Source organism: Vagococcus fluvialis (assembly GCF_003337315.1).
In the GTDB taxonomy this organism is placed as follows: Bacteria; Bacillota; Bacilli; order Lactobacillales; family Vagococcaceae; genus Vagococcus; species Vagococcus fluvialis.
In genome coordinates this window covers 259855-280826 of the sequence record NZ_QPJV01000002.1, presented here as the reverse complement: position 1 = coordinate 280826, position 20972 = coordinate 259855, and the positions used below count along the sequence as shown (strand labels likewise).

At 32.3% G+C, this 20972-nt stretch carries 26 protein-coding genes; 4 read left to right on the top strand and 22 right to left on the bottom strand.

Annotated elements, in window-relative coordinates; genetic code table 11:
- Positions 1–163: 163 nt before the first annotated feature.
- The 11 genes from DFR54_RS03140 to DFR54_RS03090 all read right to left on the bottom strand — a co-directional run bounded on the left by DFR54_RS03140 (position 164) and on the right by DFR54_RS03090 (position 10934).
- Positions 164–1408 carry an ABC transporter permease gene (locus DFR54_RS03140; protein WP_114288881.1) on the bottom strand — a complete coding sequence of 415 codons (1245 nt, stop codon included), beginning with the start codon at positions 1406–1408 and terminating at the stop codon, positions 164–166.
- The gene (locus DFR54_RS03135; RefSeq protein ID WP_114288880.1) at positions 1401–2303 is read right to left on the bottom strand and encodes an ABC transporter ATP-binding protein; all 903 of its coding nucleotides are present in this window, start codon (positions 2301–2303) and stop codon (positions 1401–1403) included. Before DFR54_RS03135 ends, DFR54_RS03140 begins: the two co-directional genes overlap by 8 nt.
- A gap of 11 nt (positions 2304–2314) precedes the next feature.
- Entirely contained in the window at positions 2315–3004 is a 690-nt protein-coding gene (locus DFR54_RS03130) for a DUF2812 domain-containing protein (protein WP_114288879.1), read from the bottom strand.
- Positions 3001–3318 carry a PadR family transcriptional regulator gene (locus tag DFR54_RS03125; RefSeq protein ID WP_114288878.1) on the bottom strand — a complete coding sequence of 106 codons (318 nt, stop codon included), beginning with the start codon at positions 3316–3318 and terminating at the stop codon, positions 3001–3003. The genes DFR54_RS03130 and DFR54_RS03125 overlap by 4 nt, the downstream gene beginning before the upstream one ends.
- Before the next feature lie 150 nt (positions 3319–3468).
- The gene (locus DFR54_RS03120; RefSeq protein WP_114288877.1) at positions 3469–4674 is read right to left on the bottom strand and encodes an NAD(P)/FAD-dependent oxidoreductase; all 1206 of its coding nucleotides are present in this window, start codon (positions 4672–4674) and stop codon (positions 3469–3471) included.
- Between the two features lie 106 nt (positions 4675–4780).
- On the bottom strand, positions 4781–5077 hold the full coding sequence (locus tag DFR54_RS03115; protein ID WP_086342048.1) for a hypothetical protein: 297 nt from the start codon (positions 5075–5077) through the stop codon (positions 4781–4783).
- 72 nt (positions 5078–5149) lie between these two features.
- A complete protein-coding gene (uvrC, locus tag DFR54_RS03110) occupies positions 5150–6928 on the bottom strand; it encodes an excinuclease ABC subunit UvrC (protein ID WP_114288876.1) in 1779 nt (592 codons plus the stop codon).
- Between the two features lie 94 nt (positions 6929–7022).
- Complete coding sequence (trxA, locus tag DFR54_RS03105; RefSeq protein WP_086342046.1) at positions 7023–7334, bottom strand: thioredoxin; 312 nt, start codon at positions 7332–7334, stop codon at positions 7023–7025.
- 79 nt (positions 7335–7413) lie between these two features.
- Positions 7414–9786, bottom strand: a complete 2373-nt coding sequence (locus tag DFR54_RS03100) for an endonuclease MutS2 (protein WP_114288875.1) — start codon at positions 9784–9786, stop codon at positions 7414–7416.
- Positions 9787–9895: 109 nt separating this feature from the next.
- Positions 9896–10444 (bottom strand): CvpA family protein, encoded by a 549-nt coding sequence (locus DFR54_RS03095; protein ID WP_114288874.1) that lies wholly within the window; start codon positions 10442–10444, stop codon positions 9896–9898.
- Positions 10445–10478: 34 nt separating this feature from the next.
- Complete coding sequence (locus DFR54_RS03090; protein WP_086342043.1) at positions 10479–10934, bottom strand: cell division protein ZapA; 456 nt, start codon at positions 10932–10934, stop codon at positions 10479–10481.
- A 184-nt stretch (positions 10935–11118) separates the two neighbouring features.
- On the opposite strand from DFR54_RS03090, the gene rnhC reads away from it, so the two are divergent.
- Both rnhC and DFR54_RS03080 read left to right on the top strand, forming a co-directional pair.
- Positions 11119–12045: a ribonuclease HIII gene (gene rnhC, locus DFR54_RS03085; RefSeq protein WP_114288873.1), complete on the top strand. Its 927-nt coding sequence runs from the start codon at positions 11119–11121 to the stop codon at positions 12043–12045.
- A 102-nt stretch (positions 12046–12147) separates the two neighbouring features.
- Positions 12148–12465, top strand: coding sequence for a DUF1292 domain-containing protein (locus DFR54_RS03080; protein ID WP_086342041.1), 318 nt, complete (start codon positions 12148–12150; stop codon positions 12463–12465).
- 235 nt (positions 12466–12700) lie between these two features.
- Here the strand turns inward: DFR54_RS03080 and DFR54_RS03075 are convergent, their stop codons facing one another.
- The 8 genes from DFR54_RS03075 to pepA all read right to left on the bottom strand — a co-directional run bounded on the left by DFR54_RS03075 (position 12701) and on the right by pepA (position 17749).
- On the bottom strand, positions 12701–13912 hold the full coding sequence (locus DFR54_RS03075; RefSeq protein WP_114288872.1) for a leucine-rich repeat domain-containing protein: 1212 nt from the start codon (positions 13910–13912) through the stop codon (positions 12701–12703).
- Entirely contained in the window at positions 13896–14246 is a 351-nt protein-coding gene (locus DFR54_RS03070; RefSeq protein WP_114288871.1) for a hypothetical protein, read from the bottom strand. The genes DFR54_RS03075 and DFR54_RS03070 overlap by 17 nt, the downstream gene beginning before the upstream one ends.
- A gap of 181 nt (positions 14247–14427) precedes the next feature.
- Positions 14428–14847, bottom strand: a complete 420-nt coding sequence (ruvX, locus tag DFR54_RS03065; RefSeq protein WP_086342038.1) for a Holliday junction resolvase RuvX — start codon at positions 14845–14847, stop codon at positions 14428–14430.
- Positions 14844–15113 carry an IreB family regulatory phosphoprotein gene (locus DFR54_RS03060; RefSeq protein WP_114288870.1) on the bottom strand — a complete coding sequence of 90 codons (270 nt, stop codon included), beginning with the start codon at positions 15111–15113 and terminating at the stop codon, positions 14844–14846. The genes ruvX and DFR54_RS03060 overlap by 4 nt, the downstream gene beginning before the upstream one ends.
- A 75-nt stretch (positions 15114–15188) precedes the next feature.
- On the bottom strand, positions 15189–15818 hold the full coding sequence (gene ytpR, locus DFR54_RS03055) for a YtpR family tRNA-binding protein (protein WP_114288869.1): 630 nt from the start codon (positions 15816–15818) through the stop codon (positions 15189–15191).
- 64 nt (positions 15819–15882) lie between these two features.
- Entirely contained in the window at positions 15883–16335 is a 453-nt protein-coding gene (locus DFR54_RS03050) for a universal stress protein (RefSeq protein ID WP_114288963.1), read from the bottom strand.
- An 18-nt stretch (positions 16336–16353) separates the two neighbouring features.
- Positions 16354–16665 (bottom strand): thioredoxin family protein, encoded by a 312-nt coding sequence (locus tag DFR54_RS03045; RefSeq protein WP_114288868.1) that lies wholly within the window; start codon positions 16663–16665, stop codon positions 16354–16356.
- Positions 16666–16672: 7 nt separating this feature from the next.
- A complete protein-coding gene (pepA, locus tag DFR54_RS03040; RefSeq protein ID WP_114288867.1) occupies positions 16673–17749 on the bottom strand; it encodes a glutamyl aminopeptidase in 1077 nt (358 codons plus the stop codon).
- A gap of 178 nt (positions 17750–17927) precedes the next feature.
- On the opposite strand from pepA, the gene DFR54_RS03035 reads away from it, so the two are divergent.
- A complete protein-coding gene (locus DFR54_RS03035; protein ID WP_086342033.1) occupies positions 17928–18278 on the top strand; it encodes a PepSY domain-containing protein in 351 nt (116 codons plus the stop codon).
- A 245-nt stretch (positions 18279–18523) separates the two neighbouring features.
- On the opposite strand, the gene DFR54_RS03030 is transcribed toward DFR54_RS03035, so the two are convergent.
- A complete protein-coding gene (locus tag DFR54_RS03030) occupies positions 18524–18841 on the bottom strand; it encodes a MazG nucleotide pyrophosphohydrolase domain-containing protein (protein WP_114288866.1) in 318 nt (105 codons plus the stop codon).
- Positions 18842–18904: 63 nt separating this feature from the next.
- Between DFR54_RS03030 and DFR54_RS03025 the strand changes: the two genes are divergently transcribed.
- Positions 18905–19471 carry an LOG family protein gene (locus DFR54_RS03025; protein ID WP_114288865.1) on the top strand — a complete coding sequence of 189 codons (567 nt, stop codon included), beginning with the start codon at positions 18905–18907 and terminating at the stop codon, positions 19469–19471.
- Between the two features lie 15 nt (positions 19472–19486).
- Here DFR54_RS03025 and trmB read toward each other — a convergent pair whose 3' ends face one another.
- Both trmB and DFR54_RS03015 read right to left on the bottom strand, forming a co-directional pair.
- Positions 19487–20140, bottom strand: coding sequence for a tRNA (guanosine(46)-N7)-methyltransferase TrmB (trmB, locus tag DFR54_RS03020; protein WP_086342030.1), 654 nt, complete (start codon positions 20138–20140; stop codon positions 19487–19489).
- A 22-nt stretch (positions 20141–20162) separates the two neighbouring features.
- Positions 20163–20942, bottom strand: coding sequence for a phosphotransferase family protein (locus DFR54_RS03015; protein WP_114288864.1), 780 nt, complete (start codon positions 20940–20942; stop codon positions 20163–20165).
- Between the last annotated feature and the right edge of the window lie 30 nt (positions 20943–20972).

The following is a 20972-nucleotide window of genomic DNA, read 5'->3' as shown; positions in this document are numbered from 1 at the left end:
TTTTTCCTATATGCATGGTGTAGGTTCGACTCCTACCGTCCACGTAAACAGTATCTTTAAGAATAAAGCAAAAAAAGAAACGCTGTTAAATAAGCGTTTCTTTTTTTGCTTTAGTGAGATTTAGTAAGATTTTTAAATAATTTGGCACATTTTTGGCACAAATTTATTTAGAGAATTTCATAGCATCTTTAAAAACATGCATCATACTCTTATCACTGTAAATTAAAACAGTTGATTTATACGCTTTTGCAGATAATCTTAATAAAAGAACAATACTAGCAACTAAAATTGCTAATGAAATTAAAACTTCCATATTACTCACATCATTATTAGCAATTCTGATTGGCATACCAAATGATGATAAGAATGGAATAAATGACATCACTTTAATAATAATACTTTGTGGGTTACTCATACCGACCATCATACTTCCTAAAAAGCCGATCATTGTTAAATAAGTAATTGGTGCTGCCGCTTTTGCTGAGTCTTCCACTTTACTTACAAGAGAACCTAGGAAAGCAGCTAATATCGTATAGATTAAGACACCAAATAATAAGTATAATAAGTTATAACCAAGTAAACCTTTTAATAATTCATTAGCGGGTATCTCTTTAAAGAATGATTGAACCATGTCCATATCTTTAACAAAGAAATATCCTAATAAACCAGTTACAAGATATACTCCTACTTGAGTTAAAATAACCAAGGAAATACCAGTGATTTTACCGTAGAAATGTTTTGAAGCAGTTGTACTTGAAAGAATCACTTCCATAATACGTGTTCCTTTTTCTGATGCGACTTCTTGAGCTGTGATTGATGAATATAGTAAGACAATAAAGTACATCATGAAAATAACTGCCATGCCAACAATCATCATTACAGGACGATTATCTTTACTATCTTGGATTTTACCATCTTTCACTTCAACTTGTTTTTCAGAAAAAGCAGCTGGTGACATTAATTTTCCAACTTCTTCTTGAGATAAAGAAAGACTAGCACTTGTAATGCCTAATTGAATTTGACTTAAACTTTGCTGAATCCTTTGAATACTTTCCATTCCTAAAGATTTAGTTCCAATATAGTTTCCTTCAACAGACGTACCATTAACCGTTATATCAATAAAGCCATCAATTTCTTCATTTTCTAAAGCTTTTTTAGCTTCAGCTTCTGTTTTGATTTTTTTATTAAAATCAAATTGCTCTTTGTTTTGCTCAATAAAAGCTTCCTGAATTCCTTCTGTTTCACTAAACACAGCAATTTCATTTAATTTATTAAATTGAGCACCAAAATAACCACTACCAGCAGAAATTCCTAAAAATAAAAGTGGTGCTAAAATCATCATTACGAAACTAACAGATTTAACTTGTTTTTTATACGTTTCTAAAGCGACTACCCAAAATTTATTCATTTTCTTCACCTACTTTTAATTTAAATATTTCTTCTAATGTTGGTGGTTGTTGATTAAATACTGGCAAGTAGTCTGTTAATTCTAGCGCTTTATCAAATATTACTTTACCAACACTTGGGTCTTCTAATCGAATATTAAAGACATTTGTTCTTTTCTCAATAACCTCTAAAACACCTGATATACTTTCAAGTTCTTCTTTTGAAATAGTTGTTTCAATTTGAAGTTGTGTTCTACCAAATTGTTCACGAATTTCATCAACTCGGCCATTTAATACCATTTTCCCATTTTTAAGCATCACTAAATGATCGCAGATTTGTTCCACATTTTCCATGTTATGACTTGAGAAAATAACACATGAACCTTGATCTTTTAATTCAATAATTCCTTGCTTTAATAATTCAGCATTCACTGGATCCAGACCACTAAAAGGCTCATCTAGAATAACTAATTTAGGCTCATGAATTAAGGTTGAAATCAACTGAACTTTTTGTTGATTTCCCTTTGATAGAGATTTTACTTTGTCAGTTTTTTTACCTTTAACTTGAAACTTCTCCATCCATTTATCAATTAATGGCACAATTTCTTTTTTACTTTTTCCGCGTAAACGACCAAAATAAATTAATTGATCTTCGATTGTTACTTTAGGATATAAACCACGTTCTTCAGGTAGATAACCAATGATGTTGTAGTCTTCCTCATTAATAAGTTGACCATTCCAACTAATCGTTCCTTTATCTTGATCTAAAAAATTTAGTATCAAGCGGAATGTTGTTGATTTACCAGCCCCGTTTTGACCAATTAAACCTAAAATTTTACCATCTGGTATACGGAACGAGACGTTATCAACTGCTTTCATCTCTCCAAATGCTTTTGTTAAACCTTCAACTTCTAACATACAAATCCTCCTTAAAATAATTCAAAGTACCCTGATAAGAACCCAATAATACCACCTAAGAAAGCTCCAATTAATCCTGCTAGAATTAAATCGATAAAGAAATGTTGCTTCTTAGCATAACTCTTGGGCTCTTTATAATAAATTTGCCGTTTGGCGTAAATAACTTTGTAATACAGCATTAATGCAGTCACAATTAGCGGTACCATTAAACTTAATTCAGTCACCATCACTAAAATAAAATAAAGTGGTTTAACCTCTAATAGCCATTCTTTAATATTAGGTAGCTTTATAAGTAACAGACCTATTAAACCGAAAATAAAAAAGTAAAAAGAATTTAAAATCATCCATAATTTTTCTTTTTTTAATCTTGAGGCATAACTTTCTTCATCTGTGTAAACTGCTTCCGTTCCGACATCTGATTTAAAAACAAAGTAACGATTTCTGTAACTTGTTACTTTTTCCCAACCTGCCGCTTCGTAAATATCTAAATACTCATCTATTTCATTTTTCTTACCTGGATAAAAATCAATAACTATTTGAGCTTCTTCTGGTTTTACTTTTTTCAACCGATAAAAACCAAGCCAATTAATTTTATCCATTTCCCAACCATCTGCTAACTCTTTTTCTAACCTTCGACTCTCCATTTCTGCATAAAAAGCCAAACCCTTTGAGATAACATACTTTTTCTCCTTAATAATCAATTCTGACCACCTCGTGCTTCCGAAAGTAATCTGTCCCCAGCTAAATAAAATAATTTTCTTCTTTCAACTTCTTCTTCTAACTTTTTAATCCCTGAGTCTGTAATCAAATAGATTTTTTTCCGGTCATCATCTTGTTCCAACGTAATCCATTCGTTTTTCAATAGTTTTTTTAAAATAGTATACATACTCGCAGGACCGATTGATACGTTTCCCTCTGTGATATCAGATATATCTTTCATAATGGCGTATCCATGTTTTGGTTCTAATAATGCCAAAAGAATTAGATAATTAGAGTCTGTTAACGGCTCATTCACCTTTTCATCCCCTCTTTCAAAATATATCATCAACAGATATATCATCATGTGATATATCGTTAAGTGATATACTATATTATTTTTTATTTTCTGTCAACACAAAAAAGAGAGAGTCTCTATTTAAAGAAACTCTCTCATATTTATTTATTTTTAATGATAGTAGTCAAAACGACCTTTTTTAAGAAGTGTTTTAGTTCCACCTGTTGTTACAAGTGATTTATTGATAATATTTTTCTTCATAATAGAACCAATATAACCTTTAACTTCTTTACCCATAACGTTACCTAAACCAACGTTATTACCAATAGAAGCAACTGTTCCTAATGGTTTGTAAGTAAATGCTTCAACTGATTGGTTGTTTAATTTAGCAGCAAGAGCATTACCTAAGTAAGCACCTTGTTGTAAAGCAATTTGTGCAGTAGTTGGGAATGGACGACCTGAATCACCATCCATAACAGCACTAACATCCCCAATCATAAATACTTCTGGGAATCCAGCTACAGAAAGATCAGATTCAACAACAACACGTCCACGACGCTCATCAAATCCTGATTCACCTACAACAGCACTACCACGTACTCCAGTTGTCCAAATAACAGTATTGGCTGTTAGTTCTTTTAATTCACCCTCTTGTTCGTAAACAACAGTGTTTTCTTTAATTTCTTTAATTGGTGTGCCAACAATAAAGTTAACACCACGTTTTTTAAGAACATCAATACCATAAGTTCCTAGTTTTTCTGAGAACATTGGTAATAATGTTGGCATAGCTTCGATACAAGTGATTTTCACTTTATCAGCTGGGAAATTTAATTTTTCAGCTAATTTAGGAATACGATTAGTAATTTCTCCTAAGTATTCAATACTTGTAAATCCAGCTCCACAAACTGCAATAGATAAATCTGCTTCGTTTTTTGATTTAGCATAGTTAGCTAAATTAGTATCTAAATACTGACGAGCAGCTTCTGCTGTTTTAATATCTACTAAAGGTTTAGAAAATTCATTAACTCCAGGGATACCAAATGTCTCTGATTCAAACCCTAAAGCAATCACTAAATAATCATAAGAGATTTCGCCTTTTTTAGCTAAAATAACTTTCTTTTCTTCTTTTTTAATTAAAGTTACTTCATCTTGAATAAATGTTACTTTGTTAGAGTCAATAACATCTGCAATATTGAAACTAATTTTACTTCCTGGTTCTGTTCCTGCAGCAACCTCATGTAATTGTGTTGACTCGTAGTGGTACTCATTTTTGTTTACTAAAATAATTTCAGCATTGACATTTTTCTTTTGCAATTGTTTAGCTGTTTTTAATCCAGCATAACCTGCTCCAAGAATAACAATTTTTGGCTTGTTCATCTTTTCCTATTCCCTCCATACGTTAATTCTATTTCACTATAGGAGTATTTCACAAAAATGTCAATTGATTGAAACTATTACAGTTAAATTTCTTTATTTATACAGTTTAATCCTCTTTTAAAGTACGTGAAAAATACCATAAACTTAAAGCATTCACTAATCCAACAAATGCACCATATAGTAACAAGTGATCCACAAATTTAGATCTTGATAAACCAAAAGCATTTAATTCAATTAAAATAACTCCTAAACCTAAAATAAAAGCACTCATAGTAATTTGACTAGTAAAAGCTAAGACTTTTTGACCTAAAACTGTTTTCTTTGCTAAGTTGCTGTGATAGTAAAAATACAGCATAGACGCGAACGTAGTAGCAATCGCAATAATATTAATAATTAATGACACGGATATTCCCCTTTAAATTTAATTTTAAAAAAATCTTTTTTATTGTACCATTTCTTAAACAAAAAAACTACGTTATTTTTCATTGAAGTGTTCTACAATTGCTTTAGCAACGTTTTTAGGCATTCCTGTTGCAATGATTTCTTCCTCAGTAGCTGCTGCAATACTTTTCACGGATTTGAAAGCTTTAAGCAATTCTTTTTTCCTTTTTGGTCCTAATCCGTCAATATTGTCTAATTGAGAAGAAAAACTTGTTTTACTTCTTGTGTTTCTATGGAAAGTGATGGCAAATCGGTGTACCTCATCTTGAATCCTTTGTAGTAAAAAGAACTCAGATGAATTTCTTTTTAATGGTACAGGTTCTAGGTCTGTTCCAAAGAGTAAATCACTGGTTTTATGCTTATCATTTTTAGCCAATCCTGCAATTGGTATATCTAACCCCAACTGATTTTCAAGGACCTCTTGTGCAGCATGTACTTGACCTTTTCCACCATCAATTAAAATCAAATCTGGTAATGGCAGTGATTCTTTTAAGACTCTTGAATAACGTCTGAAAATAACTTCTTCCATAGAAGCATAGTCATCTGGACCTTTTACTGTTTTAATTTTAAATTTTCGATACTCTTTTTTATCTGGTTTACCATTAATATAAACGACCATAGCTGATACTGGGTCTGTACCCATAATGTTAGAGTTATCAAAGGCTTCTATACGGTACGGGGTAGGTATCCTCATAATTTCACCTAGATTTTCAACAGCACCAATAGTTCTTTCTTCTTTTCTTTCAATCAAACTAAATTGTTCATTTAAATAAATAGCTGCATTTTTATTAGCTAACTCGACTAATTTTTTCTTTTCACCCCGTTGTGGTTGTAAGATTTTAGTCGGAACAATAGTTGCCACATCTTCTTTTGAAATATCTTTTGGAATTAAAATTTCTTTTGGAATAAAATGCTGACTCTCTAAATAAAATTGACCTATAAACGTTAAGAAATCTTCTTCTGCTTCATTATAAAAAGGAAAATCAAAGACACGTCTTTCAATTAATTTACCTTGTCTTACAAAAAACACCTGAACAACCATCCATCCCTTATCAACGGCGTAACCAAATATATCCCGGTCAATAAAGTCAGCATTGGTCATCTTTTGTTTTGTCATAACAGTTTCAATGGCGTTGATTTGATCTCGGTATTCAGCTGCTCTTTCAAATTCCATCTCTTCTGCTGCTTTTTCCATTTTTTTCTCTAACTCTTTTTGAACAGCTACATAACCACCGCCATTTAAAAAGTGTTTCACTTCTTCTACCATTTGTTTGTACTGCTCTTCTACAACCTCATTAACACAAGGCCCTAAACATTGTCCCATATGATAATATAAGCAAACTTCATTAGGTAAATTTTTACATTTTCTAAGAGGATACATTCTATCTAGTAAGCGTTTAGTTTCATTAGCTGCTCTCACATCAGGATAAGGTCCAAAATAAGTAGCATTATCCTTTAAGACCTTTCTCGTAATCAAAAGTCTTGGTGCTTTTTCATTAGTGATTTTTATGAAAGGATATGATTTATCATCTTTTAGCATGATGTTATATTTAGGCATATTTTTTTGAATCAAATTAATTTCAAGTAACAAAGCTTCTGTATTAGATTCTGTTACAATATATTCAAAATCAACAATTTCACTGACTAGACGTTCTGTTTTTGTATCATGACTACCAGTAAAATATGATCTCACTCTATTTTTTAAAATTTTAGCTTTTCCTACATAAATAATCGTGCCATTTTTATCTTTCATCAAATAACACCCAGGTTGATCTGGTAAAAGAGCTAATTTATTTTTTATTCTTTCATTCACAACTTTCACCTCTTCATGACTTATCTGTCTTAGTATACCAAGAGACATCAAAAAAAGCATTCAGTAGTTACTATCTACTGAATGCTTTAAACTTTTATAAATGTTTAGCAATAATTGGTTGTAATTGAGCTTTTTGGTGAACCCCAACAATATTTTCAACAACTTTTCCATCTTTGAAAAGTAACATATTTGGAATACTCATAATACCAAATTGTTGGCTTGTTGCTGGGTTTTCGTCAACGTTAATTTTTGTAAATTTAACTTGATCAACATAATCTTCTGACATTTGTTCTAAGATTGGTGTTTGCATACGGCAAGGTCCACACCATGGAGCCCAGAAGTCTACCATAACTAAACCTTCGCTAATTTCTTCTGCAAAATTTTTATCTGTTAAATCTAATAACATATTCGACACTCTCCTTAATACTTATTATATTTAAATTATACCAAAGGGGGTACTTTAACACTAATCATTTGCTTGATTCTTAAAAGCTAACAATAGTAGCCCCGTCTCCACCTTGATTTGCTGGAGCATATTCATATTTTTTAACACGTGGGTGACGTTTTAAATAATCTTGAACACCTTTTTTCAAAGCACCTGTCCCTCTACCATGAACAATTGTTACTTGAGGGTAACCCGCCAACAGAGCTGAGTCAATATATTGATCGACTTCTGATACTGCTTCTTCAAATCTCTTACCACGTAAATCTAGTTGTGTTTTAACAGAGCTTCGACTTCCACCGCCATCACTTTTAACACCTGTCACTCGTCTTGTCGGTTCTTTTTCAGGTGGTAATAAAGTCATACCATCTTCAGAAACGGCCATTTTTAATATCCCTAGTTGCACTTGCCATTCTTTGTTTCCTGTCTTACTAATCAGCGTTCCTCGTTGACCAAATGATTCCACTAATACGTCGTCTCCTGGTTTAAAGTTTTTCTTTTCTTTGGCTTTTTTCAATACTTTATTTTTAGCCAAGTGAGTTTCTTCATGTTTTAAATCTGATAATTGAGATTTTACGTCAATAAATTCATGTTCTTTGATTTTATTTTCTGACTGACTTCTTATTTGCATTTGTCTAATGTCTTGAATCAAACTTTCAGCTTTTTCTTCTGCTTCAGCAATAATCTCATTAGCTTTTACTTTTGCTTTATTTAGTTCTTTTTCTCTTTCTGTAAAGAACAATTCATAAGCGGTCTTTAAGTCGCGATGTAATTCTTCTGACTCATCCACATGACGTCTAACTTCTAAGTATTCAGTTTCAGTCATTTTCCGTTGATTTTCTAAATCAGAAATCATCTCGTTTAAATCTTGACTCTCACCATCAATAATCTGTTTTGCTTGCTCAATAATTTGAGTGGATAAGCCTAAACGTTTTGAGATTTCAAAAGCATTACTTCTACCTGGTATCCCGATTAGTAAACGGTACGTAGGACTAAGTGTATCCACGTCAAATTCCATACTTGCATTAATTGTTCCCGGGCGATTATAGCCATAAACTTTTAATTCTGGGTAGTGAGTGGTTGCCATAACATAGGCCCCAACTTGTCCCACTTGGTCTAATATTGAAATAGCTAAGGCAGCACCTTCCTGAGGGTCTGTTCCTGCTCCTAATTCATCAAATAAAACTAAACTTTCGCTGTCTAAATGTTTTAATATATCCACAATGTTAGTCATATGAGAAGAGAAAGTACTCAAATTTTGCTCAATTGACTGCTCATCTCCAATGTCTGCATAAACTTCATTGAAGACACCAATCACACTCTCTTCACCTGCTGGAATTGGTAAACCTGATTGTCCCATTAATTGTAGTAGACCTAACGTTTTCAATGTAATTGTTTTACCACCTGTATTCGGCCCTGTAATAACAATTGCTTGGTAACTCTCACCAATAACAATATCATTAGCAACTACTTTTTCACCGTCAATTAAAGGATGTCTAGCTTGTTTTAAAGAAACATATTTATCTGCACTTAATTTAGGCACAATCCCTTTAATACTTTTACCATAAGCAGCTTTAGCATTAATAAAGTCAAGTTTCCCTAAGACATAAGCATTTTGCAAAATATCTTGTCTAAAGGGGGCTAATTCATTTGAAAGAACAGCTAAAATACGCTCAATTTCTTTACGCTCTGCAATTTGATGTTGTCTTAATTTATTATTTAATTCAACAACCTGTCTTGGCTCAACAAACACTGTTTGACCTGAAGCACTTTGGTCATGTACCACACCACCAAATTGACTACGATATTCACTTTTAACAGGAATAACATAGCGTTCATTTCTCATCGTAACAATGCTATCACTTAAATATTTACTACTGCTTCCTCGTAAAATTCCGTCCAACTGGTCTTTTACACCTTGTTCTGAACGCCTAATCGCTTGTCTAATTCCCTTTAATTCAGAAGAGGCTTCATCTGTTACTCTCCCATCTTCTTCAATTGAAATTCGAATGCTTTTAGCCACATCAGGTAAGGCAATCATTTTATCTGACCACTCATAAAGTCTCTCTAATTCAATGTCATTTTCTCTTAAGTCATCAAAAAAACGTTGTAATTCAGTTACTGTACTTAAGACACGCCCTACTTGAGCTAATTCTAAGCCATTTAAAACAGCTCCGATTTCAATTCGTTTCATATGGGGTTTTACATTTTCTAAAACGGGAATAGGGATCCCGCCGCGTAAACGTAGTACTTTAAAAGCGTCTTCTGTCTCAACTAAATGACTTTCAATTAAATCAAAATCGTTTATTGGAACTAACTGAGTTAAATGCTCTTCTCCAAGTTTTGTGACTATGTGTTGCGCTAATTCTTGTTTTACTTTATCAAACTCTAATGTTTGAAGGATTTTTTTATTCATTATGTACTCCTTTATTTTCACTTTACAAAAAAAGAGGGTAAAGATCTTTAACTAAAAGCAACTAAACTTTTTGTTTATGTTGATCATAGTTAAGATGCTTGACCACCCTTTATAAGATAATTTTCGTAATCCACCAATCCTTAATTAAACCTGAAACAATTGGTGTTGAATCAACTAAGAATCTCGCTAAACTACTTTTCTTAAATAAGTTTTGGATAAAATCAACTGGTAACATAGCTAGTAGTGTTAAAACTAAAGTTAATCCTACTAAGGTAAATAAAGCATTAACGATTCCACCAGCTAAATCATTTCCTTGTTTAATAACTGGCATAAAGGTTAATTTATAGCAAAAGATTCCTACAAATCTTGTTATTAACCAACCGATAAATAGAATTATCATGAAAGCTACTCCTGCATAAAAGGCTTTATCAAGATCAAATATTAAATTTTTATCAAATAGGACTAATGTTGTTTTTTCTGTAGGTGCTGGATAAGGTATTAATAATTCTAATTTTTCTCCTAGTGCTCGGTATTTTTTTTGAGCTACCACAAAAGATAGTACATAACCTACACCATAGACGATTTGAAGCATTAATCCTCTTCTATATCCTGCATAAAAACTTGTCCCTAAACATATTATAATTAAAATAGTTAGCATCGTTTCAAACCTTACTCAATTGATTATTTTTTACTTATTTTCTTTTTTGTCCATTGTTTTTTTGTATTTTTTCTTTGACTTGCTGATTTAACACCTTTTGAACTTCTATTTGATTCAGGGTTTCTTCCTCAGTCATTTGTCTCTTTTCTTTAATGATTGCTTGCCTAGCTTCTTTTTCGCGAGCTTCAATCCGGTCTAATCGTTCTTCTAATTCTTCCACACGTTTTAGCTCTTCTTTTAACTCTTCAATTTCTTTTCTTTGGTCTAGAATAATTTCTTGCTGTTTCACTTGAACTGATAAGGTATTAATGGCAAGTAGAATAGCCGCTTGCTCACGAGATAAGCTTGGTGATTGTTTTTCTATTAATTCAATCTGCTCATTTGCTAAGTCATTAACGATGTCCATGTGATAGTGACTTTCAGGACCGATAATTGTATAAGTTTCACCAGCAATTTTTGCTTTATATCGTTTCATCTCATCTTGAATCACGATGTCCCCTCCTCGCTACTTTTAAGTAATCATTTCCCAGATAAATCTTAATGTTAATTATATAAGACTTTTCACTAAATAACAATTTTCTACTTTAAAATCTACTTAACTTTTTCTTCTGTTTCCTTATTTTTAACTTTATTGCTATAATTACTTAGATTATAAACAAAAGAGAGGTTATGTTATGAGCCAGTCGATTACCTTATTATGTGATAAACCTACTATCCAAAAAATGAAAAACACTTATGAAACTTACCAAATAAAAACACCACCTTATGCTGTTTTTTCTTCTAAATTACCGGGAGTTACTGTGACTGCCTATAATTCAGGGAAAGTTTTGTTTCAAGGTGTTCAAGCAGAAAATGAATCTGCTAAATGGGGCAAGGAAAATCCTACTCCTAAAAAGCAATCTTCAACACAAAAAAAAGAAGCTGATTTACCTAAAGACTTTCAAAACTGGGCAGTCCTTGGAAGTGATGAAGTTGGAAACGGTAGCTACTTAGGTCCCGTTGTAGTCTGCGCAACTTATGTTACTAAGGAAAATATGCCTCTTCTAAAAGAATTAGGTGTTAAAGATTCTAAGATGTTAACTGATCCAATGATTAGAAAGATAGCTAAAGATTTAGTTCATGTTGTTCCTTACAAACAATTGATTGTCACACCTAAAAAATACAATGAAATTCAACCTAACTATAATGTTAACCGTATGAAAGTCGCCTTACATAATCAAGCTATTCATTTATTATTAGAAGAATTAAAACCTGTAAAACCTCAAGGAATTCTAATCGATCAATTTACAACAGAAAAAAGTTATCGCTCTTACTTAACCCGTGAGCCTAATCCTGTGACAGAAAATCTATATTTTAAAACAAAAGGGGAACAATATCATCTATCTGTTGCAGCTGCCTCTATTATTTGCCGTGCAACTTTCTTAGATGAATTAGATAAAGCTAGTAAAGAGCTTGGTTTTACTGTTCCTTCAGGTGCAGGTACTAAATCTGACCAAGCAGCTGCTAAAATATTAAAAAAAGGCGGCTTATCCTTACTTGAGAATTATGCTAAACTACATTTTGCCAATACAGAAAAAGCTAAAAAAATAGCTTTTCGTTAATCAAATTCTTTTTCAAGTTTACTAGGGTGATTAATAGCCTTTTTATGATATTTTCTGTATAATGTTGTGTGAAGTGAAACAAAAAGAAATGAGGAATGTAAAATGTCAGATACACATAACCACGATCATGATCACATTCATGACCACGATGCAGATGATTTAATTACTTTAATTGATGATGAAGGAAATGAAGTCCTATTCCGTATTCATTTAACAATTGATGGGCAAGAAGAATATGGTAAAGATTACGTATTACTTTATGATGCAAGCTCTCCAGAAGGCGAAGAAGTTGAATTATTAGCTTACGCTTACGAGCAAAAAGACGGCGAAGCTGAAGGACGATTAACTGAAATCGAAACTGAAGCTGAGTGGGATATGATTGAAGAAGTATTCAACGCTTTTGAAGCTGAAGAAGAATAACAAAAAGAGTTGGCTAAATAAGCCAACTCTTTCTTATTTAGCTATCGCAAAAAAAATTAAGTTTGTATAGTCATCAATACAGGTTTGCAGACTAACTACTTCGTTATTTTGAAAAGCTATATTTCTCTTTTTATTTGTATTATATAATGACTATTGACTCAGTTCAAAATATACCTTTTAAATAAACGAAATATTTTTAGTCAAGAGGGTAACCCACTCTCAACTTTGTGAATTATTATATTTTTCTTTTCATTATCACTGGTATAACACCTAACATACCTAGACCAAGCACTAATGAAATTATTGATTTTTTCTCATTAGTTTTAGGTAATAGCTCTTGATTTGTTTTACCTGAATGGCTATTTATTATTTTAACGTCAGAGTTATTTCCTTGATTATTCTTATTAGAATTATTTTGATCTACTTTTGAATCTTTATCTACTGGATTTACTGGTGTTTTCGGGTCTACTGGGTCTACTAAATCAATAATTCGAATATTATTTTCATTAATTCCAAGTTTTGTCATTAATTCTTCTTTTGCCTCTTCACTTACTACTGTAAATAGTAATTTTTCTTGATTAGTACTTGAAAAGAAACTGAAGGCTCCAGATTCAATTTGTAATTTTTCACTATTAAATTGAATTTCTTCTAGGTTAGTAAATGAACCGCCTAAAAATCCTTGAAAAATATAATTTGTATTCTTACCAAATACTATTTTTCTCATCCCATCTAATTCATAAAATGGATTTTTTCCGTAACTAGACACACTATTTGGAATAATTAATTCTGGCAAATCATTTGTTCCAAAAAATGCTAATCTTCCTAGTCTTTCTAATCCTTCCTTTAATTCAATTTTTTCTAATCTCAACATATTTTTAAAAGCAAAATCATTTATTTCTTTCAGATTGTTATTTGTTTTTAAATCTCTTAAATTAACATTATATTCAAAAGCATAATCACTAATACTTGAAACAGGCTCTGGCAATTGATACTGACTGCCATCTTTATCTGCTGGATAGCTAATTAAGGTATTTAATCCTTTATCAAATAACACACCATTAGATGATGCTAGATAAGGATTAGCTTCACTTACTTCAATTTCTCTTAGACCTATTGTGCCTGAAAATGGTGCACTACCAACTGATGATAATTTCGAAGGAAAATAAATTCTTTTTAGTTTTGGATTCGTTTTTAAAGCTCCTTCTCCAATTGATTGTAGTTCAGAGTTAGGCGATATATTTAATTCAGCTAAAGAATTATTGTAATTGAAACCATTAACTCCTATTGTTTCAACTGTATCTGGTAAATCAAATTTTGTTAGTCCAGAAAATGAAAAGGCGTTATCCCCAATCATTCTTAACTGACTACCATTAGGAAACGTTGCTGTTCTTAAGTAAATAGCACTATAAAAAGCCTTGTCTCTAATTTCTCTAATCGTATTTGGCAAAATGCTCTACATTAGAACCATCTTCTGAAATATTTCCCGCTTCATCTTCATAAGTTGTAAAAGCAAATGGCGCAATAACTGTTACTTGATAAGCCACTCCATTATGATTAACAACATCTGGTATAGTGATATTTGTTCCTAAATTAGGGATTGGTTTTTCTCCGTCACCAACTTGAACTTCGCCCTCACCTACAATTTTATATAAAAGATTACTTTCATCTTTAAAAATATCACTATCTACTTGATTACTTGTTTCAAGAATTGTTGTTACCTCTCCTGATAGAATTTCTTCTTCCCCGTGAACAATCGCTGTGTTAGCTGAAACAACTAACAACAAACTCCCGAATAAAAATATACTTTTTTCATTATCTCTCTCCTTTTTAGGTTAACCTAAACAATTAATAAGAAAAACCTAATATTATTGAAAGTCAACATAACTGTCAATAAGAAACAAAATTTGTTCAAATTAACCTTCTAATAACAAAAAAATAACCTTGTCTTTCGACAAGGTTATTTTACATTTTTTTATCTAAATAATTTTGAAGTATCATGACTGCAGCAACTTTATCAATTACTTTTTTTCTTTTAGCTCGTGATGTATTTGCCTGCTCGACTAACATTCTTTCAGCTTGAACAGTTGTCAAGCGTTCATCTTGGTAGTTAACAGGTAACCCAAATTCGTCTTCTAAAAGTTTTCCATAAGCCATTGACGCTTCAGCTCTTGGTCCAATTGAATTATTCATATTTTTAGGTAATCCCACAACAAATTCAGTTACTTGATATTCTTTCACTAACTCTGCCACGCGTTCAATCCCAAAAACACCTTCTGCTTCATCTATTCTGATAATTTCAATTCCTTGGGCAGTCCAACCAAGTGGATCACTTACAGCAACACCCACTGTTTTTGATCCAACATCTAAACCCATTTTTCTCATAATGTGTTAATTCCACGGTGAGAAAGATAGTCTTTTACTAATTCTTCCATGATTTCGTCACGTTCATGACGTCTAATTAAATTACGTGCATCTTGATAACGTGGAATATACGCTGGGTCACCTGATAATAAATAACCAACGATTTGGTTAATTGGATTGTAACCTTTTTCTTCTAAAGCGCGGTAAACAATCGCTAATGTTTCGCTGACTTCTTTTTTATTGTCTTCGTTAAAATTAAATCTAACTGTTTCATCTGTAAAGCTCATCTTTGTTCCCCCCTAGTATTTTCGTCGTTAATGACATTCTACAAGAAAGTTCATTAAACTACAATATTTTTTAATTTATTCATTAACACTTAATGAGAGATTAAAAGTTGACCCTACTTCATAAGTATCTGGTAATTCTAAAATCCCTTTAACTTCTGGAGCATTTGGCAAGTTTAATTCACGAGCTGAACAAACCATTCCGTCACTCTTAACACCTCTTAATTCACCTGGCCAAATAATCATTCCATCTGGCATCATAGCACCGACTTTAGCCACAACAACTTTTAGTCCTTCGCGAATATTTGAAGCGCCGCACACAATTTGTAATTCTTCATCATTATCCACTAAAATTTTAGTCACACTTAAATGATCTGAGTCCTCATGCTTTTTACATTCAGTTACAAGTCCAACTACAAATTTAGGTGAGTTATCTAATGTAAATACTGTATCAAATCCTGCTTCTTTTACAGCTAAATTCAACTCTGTTAATTGAGAAGGAGATAAATTAATTTGACCTTCTCCATTTAGATTAGTGATTTTATGTGAAGCTTGAAAAATATTCCAAGCAACTATTTCTTTTGTTTCTTTAACACTCACACAAGAAACATCACCTTTTCTAATTACTTCAACTTCTTGTCCTTTACTATCTGCTAAAACAAGTAGCAATGTGTCACCTACACCATTTAAATTATAACTTACGATCATTTCTTTGTTCCCCTTCTCATGACACAAAGAAAGTAAGCACAAAAAGTACTTACTCTCTCGTGTTTTATTCTGGTCTAATAATTAAAACATCACACGGAGCTGTACGAATAATATGATCACTTACACTCCCCATAACTAGGCGTTCTACTGCATTTAGACCTGATTGTCCTACCATGATTAAGTCTGTTTTATACTTCTCTGGTAAATCTTTTGACATCATGACTTTTGGAGAACCAAACTCTAATACAGTTTCTACATGATCATATCCTAAATCTTTTGCTAGTTTCACATAATCATCTAGTAAAATTTTTGCTTGATCTGTTTGTGCTTGAAGTAGATCTGGCGTAAAAGTAGAAAATGACATTGTTCCACCATAAAGTTTATTTTCCATAATGTGAGCAACAACTACACGTGCATTGTTTCTTTTTGCTACAGCTATTGCTTTTTCAAATGCTAATTTTGCTTGGTCGCTACCATCTGTTCCAACTAATATGGAAGTGTATTCTTGTGATTCCATCATACGCTCATCCTCTTTCTATAATGTTTTTAAAAAATTAGTTATTTCCTCTTTTGTTTTACGGTCTTTGCTTACAAATCTGCCAATTTCTTTACCGTCATTTACAGCTATAAAACTTGGAATGCCAAATACATCCCACTGCTGACAAAGATCAATATACTCATCTCTATCAATTTGCAAGAATTTAAAATCTGGAAACTCTGCTACAATTTCAGGTAAATGGGGTTTGATAAAGACACAATCGCCACACCAATCTGCTGTAAAAAATAAAATTGTTTTTTCTGTTTCAATATAGTGAGCAATTTCTTCTAAAGATTTTGGAATAATCATTATCTTCCTACTTTCCGTAGATAATTCCATCTACTTTTTCTCTATCTAGTGATGTTAACAAAGCAATTACCATAGCTTTTGCTGCTTCGTAATCTTTTACACTAAACATGGTTTGATGTGTATGAATATAACGACCTGGAACACCAATAACTGCACTTGGTACTCCGTCGTTTGCTAAGTGTGCAGCACCTGCATCTGTTCCACCTTTTGAAACAAAAGTTTGGTACGGAATTTCTTTAACATCAGCTGTTTCCACAATATACTCACGCATACGGCGTAACATAATCATACCAGGGTCAAAGATTCTTAATAAGAACCCTCCATCTAAACGACCATTAGCATCTTTTTTGCCTTCTAAATCATCTGCTGGTGAACAGTCAACAGCAAAGAATAAATCTGGCTTAAATTTAGTTGTCGAAACTTTTGCTCCACGTAAACCAACTTCTTCTTGAACGTTCGCACCAGCAATTAATGTATTTGGTAAGTCAGTATCTTTTAATTCTTCTAAAACATCCAATACAAGGGTACAACCATAACGGTTATCCCACGCTTTACTAATAATACGTTTGCCATTAGCTGTTTGAATTGTTTCTGACTCAGGAACAATCGCATCTCCCGGTCTCACACCAAATTCTTCGGCTTCTCCTTTTGATGTAAATCCTGCATCAAATAAAATATCAGAAACATCAATTTGCTTTTGACCATTAGTTCCACGTAATAAATGTGGTGGTACTGATGACGAAATAACTGGATAGTTTCCTTTTTTAGTTTGTAACGTAAAGCGTTGTGCTGAAACCACGTATGGATTCCATCCACCTAATGGTACAACTCTGAATAAACCACTATCTAGAATTTGAGAAAGCATAAAGCCAACTTCATCCATGTGAGAAGCTAACATAATTCTTGGAGCATTTTCTTTTTTACTTTTCTTAATACCAAAAACGCCGCCTAAACCATCGTATTCTATTTTATCTACTAAAGGAGTCATTTCCTTTGTCATAACTTCACGCATATTTTCTTCAAATCCACTAACACTTTGAATTTCTGTTAATCGTTTAATACGATTAAATAATTTTTCATCCATAACTATCTACTAAAATTAGTAGATCCACCTCGCTTTCTATCTTCACTTAATTATAACATAATTACACTTAAGCAAAAAAACTTCTTTGCCAAAACTCATAAAAATTAGATTTTTTTCTGACTTTTCTTAAATTTATGCTACAATAAAAGCAAGTATTCTTTTAAGGAGGATTACATACATGAAAGCTAATAAAAACAAAGAGTTTTATCAACATGGATTATCAACTGGGATAGGTATTGGTCTTGCTGTTGGAGCAATTGGTGGTGCCGCTCTTACTTATTTCTATAAAAAAAATAAAACTTTATCAGCAGATGATATTTTAGAGAAAGTAAAAGCTGACTTTTTACTTGAAGGACCCATTGAAGGCTCTTGGATTCATTTCAAAAAAGAACCTCTTCAAAAATTTGCAGTCCACTCTAAAACTTACACTGGTGGTATTTCTCGTATTGAAGACGGAGAATTAGTTCAATACGAATTTATTGCAGATGCATACACTGGAACTATTTTAGATGTTTATCGTTTACAATAAAAACTAAAACTTGTTTTTACCCTTCAAGGTAAAAGCAAGTTTTTTATTTACTTCAAAAAAAGAGGCCTATCTCATATAGATAGACCTCTAAAAAGGAGTTGTTTTATTTACTTTGGAGGAGTAAATAAATGAAAAAGTTTGTTAGGGTTGTTTTGTTGGTATGTCTATATAATAGTCTCAAGTTGTGAATTTTTTGTGATGAAATGTTTTGCTTTTTTTAAAGAATAACTTAAAGAAAAATAAACTTATTTTTCAAAGCGTTCGATTAATTTAGCTTGATGACTAACTAAAATATCTTCTAAATCAATATCATACTTATCAGCTAGAATAAAAATGTTATCTAACGCATCTCCTAGTTCTTCCTTTAAGTCTGCCATTAATTCAATTTCCGACTTTTCTTTTTCATCAGGTCTATCTCTGCCAATTTCAATTCCTCTAACAGCTCTTGCTACTTCCCCAGTTTCCTCAGATAAAAAGTTAACTCGAATAAAAGGATTTAAATCATACCAGCCTCTTTTTTTGTAAAAATAACGTACCCATTCTTGATAATTTGATAAATCCATAAAATTTTTCTCCTTTTACTATTTTCACTATGGTATCATATATTGAGTCTGAGGAGGAGAAAAATGAAAAAAATCGCTATATATTGTGGTGCGAGCTTAGGCACCTCTGAAATTTATAAAGAGAAAACAATTGAATTAGGTAACTGGATGCTAGCTAATCATTTCGGGTTAGTCTATGGCGGAGGTGCTGTTGGTTTAATGGGCATTATTGCAGATACAATTATAGAGGGTCAAGGTTCTTCCATTGGCGTTATGCCACATTTTTTAGAACAGCGTGAGCTAGCGCATAACAAACTAGATGAATTAATTCTTGTCAATGATATGCATGAAAGAAAACGAAAGATGATTGATTTAGCTGATGCTTATATTGCCTTACCTGGTGGTCCAGGAACTCTTGAAGAAATTTCTGAAGTTATTTCGTGGGGACGAGTTGGCGAACATCAAAACCCTTGTATTTTTTATAATGTAGATGGCTTTTATAGCTTACTAGCTGATTTTTTTGACCAAATGGTTACTACTGGTTTTTTGACTAAAGAAGACCGTGATAAGTTTCTTTTTTCAGATTCATTAACTGAAATCAAAGAATTTATTGATTCATTTGAAGCACCACAAGTACGAAGTTACAAATAAAAAAAGAAGCTGACATTATTCAGCTTCTTTCCCATTAAAAATGGCTTCTAATCTATAAATTGGTTGCCCTTTACTTGAGAATTTCTCTTCGTATTCAGTCATAATATTACCTTCAAAATCACTAGCATGTAAATCTAGCCAAACTTTTTTTAAAGTCATGCCATACCAAGTCACACTTGCTAACGAATATTCAAATAGCTTTTGGTTGTCTGTCTTAAAATGTAGTTCGGCTTTTGGTTTAGCGATTGTTTCATAGGTTCTTAAAAATGTTTTATAAGTTAAGCGACGTTTTTCATGACGTGTCTTTGGCCAAGGATCTGAGAAGTTTAAATAAACTTGATCCACTTCTCCATCTGAAAAATAATCAGTTAAATCAGCTCCATCAACTAACAATAATTGTAAGTTTGGTAGTTGTTCTTCTAATTGTTTTTCTAAAATAGAAATAATAGCGTTTGTTTGCATCTCAATGCCAATGTAGTTGATTTCTGGATGTGCTTTTGCCATTTCAACAATAAACTGACCCTTGCCACTACCAACTTCGATATGAAGAGGTTGTGCTTTTAGAAAGCGTTCTTGCCATTTACCTTTCCAGTCACTACCGTCAGTTAAAATGTAATTTGGATGCTGTAAAATAGTTTCTTTTGCTCCTGGTTTGTTACGTAATCTCATGTTTTTCTCTCCATTGTTAATTCTAATATTTATAAATGTTTTTTAATTGGGCAATATGAAAGTTAGCCTGTTTTTGATCATTTCTTAAGTAGCTGCGTTTAATTTGAAGTAGAAGATTCATTCCTGCATACCAATAAACTCTTTCACTTAGGTTATCTACATTTTTTGGATCATACATCTCTAACCACATATCCCAGTAGTTTCGGTCAACATACTGACCTAAAATCAAGCCAATATCAAGAGCAGGATCTGCTAAAACAGAGTAATCCCAGTCTACTAAATAGACCTCATTATTAGTTGATAATAACCAATTATTATGAATCGTATCACCATGACAAGCTGCATAATAAACCGGATGAAATGAAGGTAGATGATCTTCTAAATAACGGAAGACTCCCATTAAATATAAATTATTTTTCAAATCATTTGGTAGATTCAGTGCATAATCACTTAAAAAATCAAAAGCTGAACTTTCTTTTCCATCCATTCGCTCTAACATAGATTTTAATGATTTAGATTGATGTAAATGCTGTAATATTCTAATGACATCAGCATTTTCACCCATTTCTTTTGGTGTTAGTTGACGGCTGTCTAGCCACTCTTGAGCTGTTAGTATATCTCCGTCTCCTGTACGTTTTGTCCAAAGTAATTTAGGTGTAATCCCCTCTCTTGAAAGAGCTGCTAAAAATGGTGTTGAATTCCTTTTAATAAAGACTCTCTCACTGTCTTTCATTCCTTTATAAGCCTTACCAGTATCTCCCTTGATTGGTTGGAGATTCCAGTTTTTATCAAAATTAAACATGTTTATTCTCTCCCCATCCACTTAATCTAA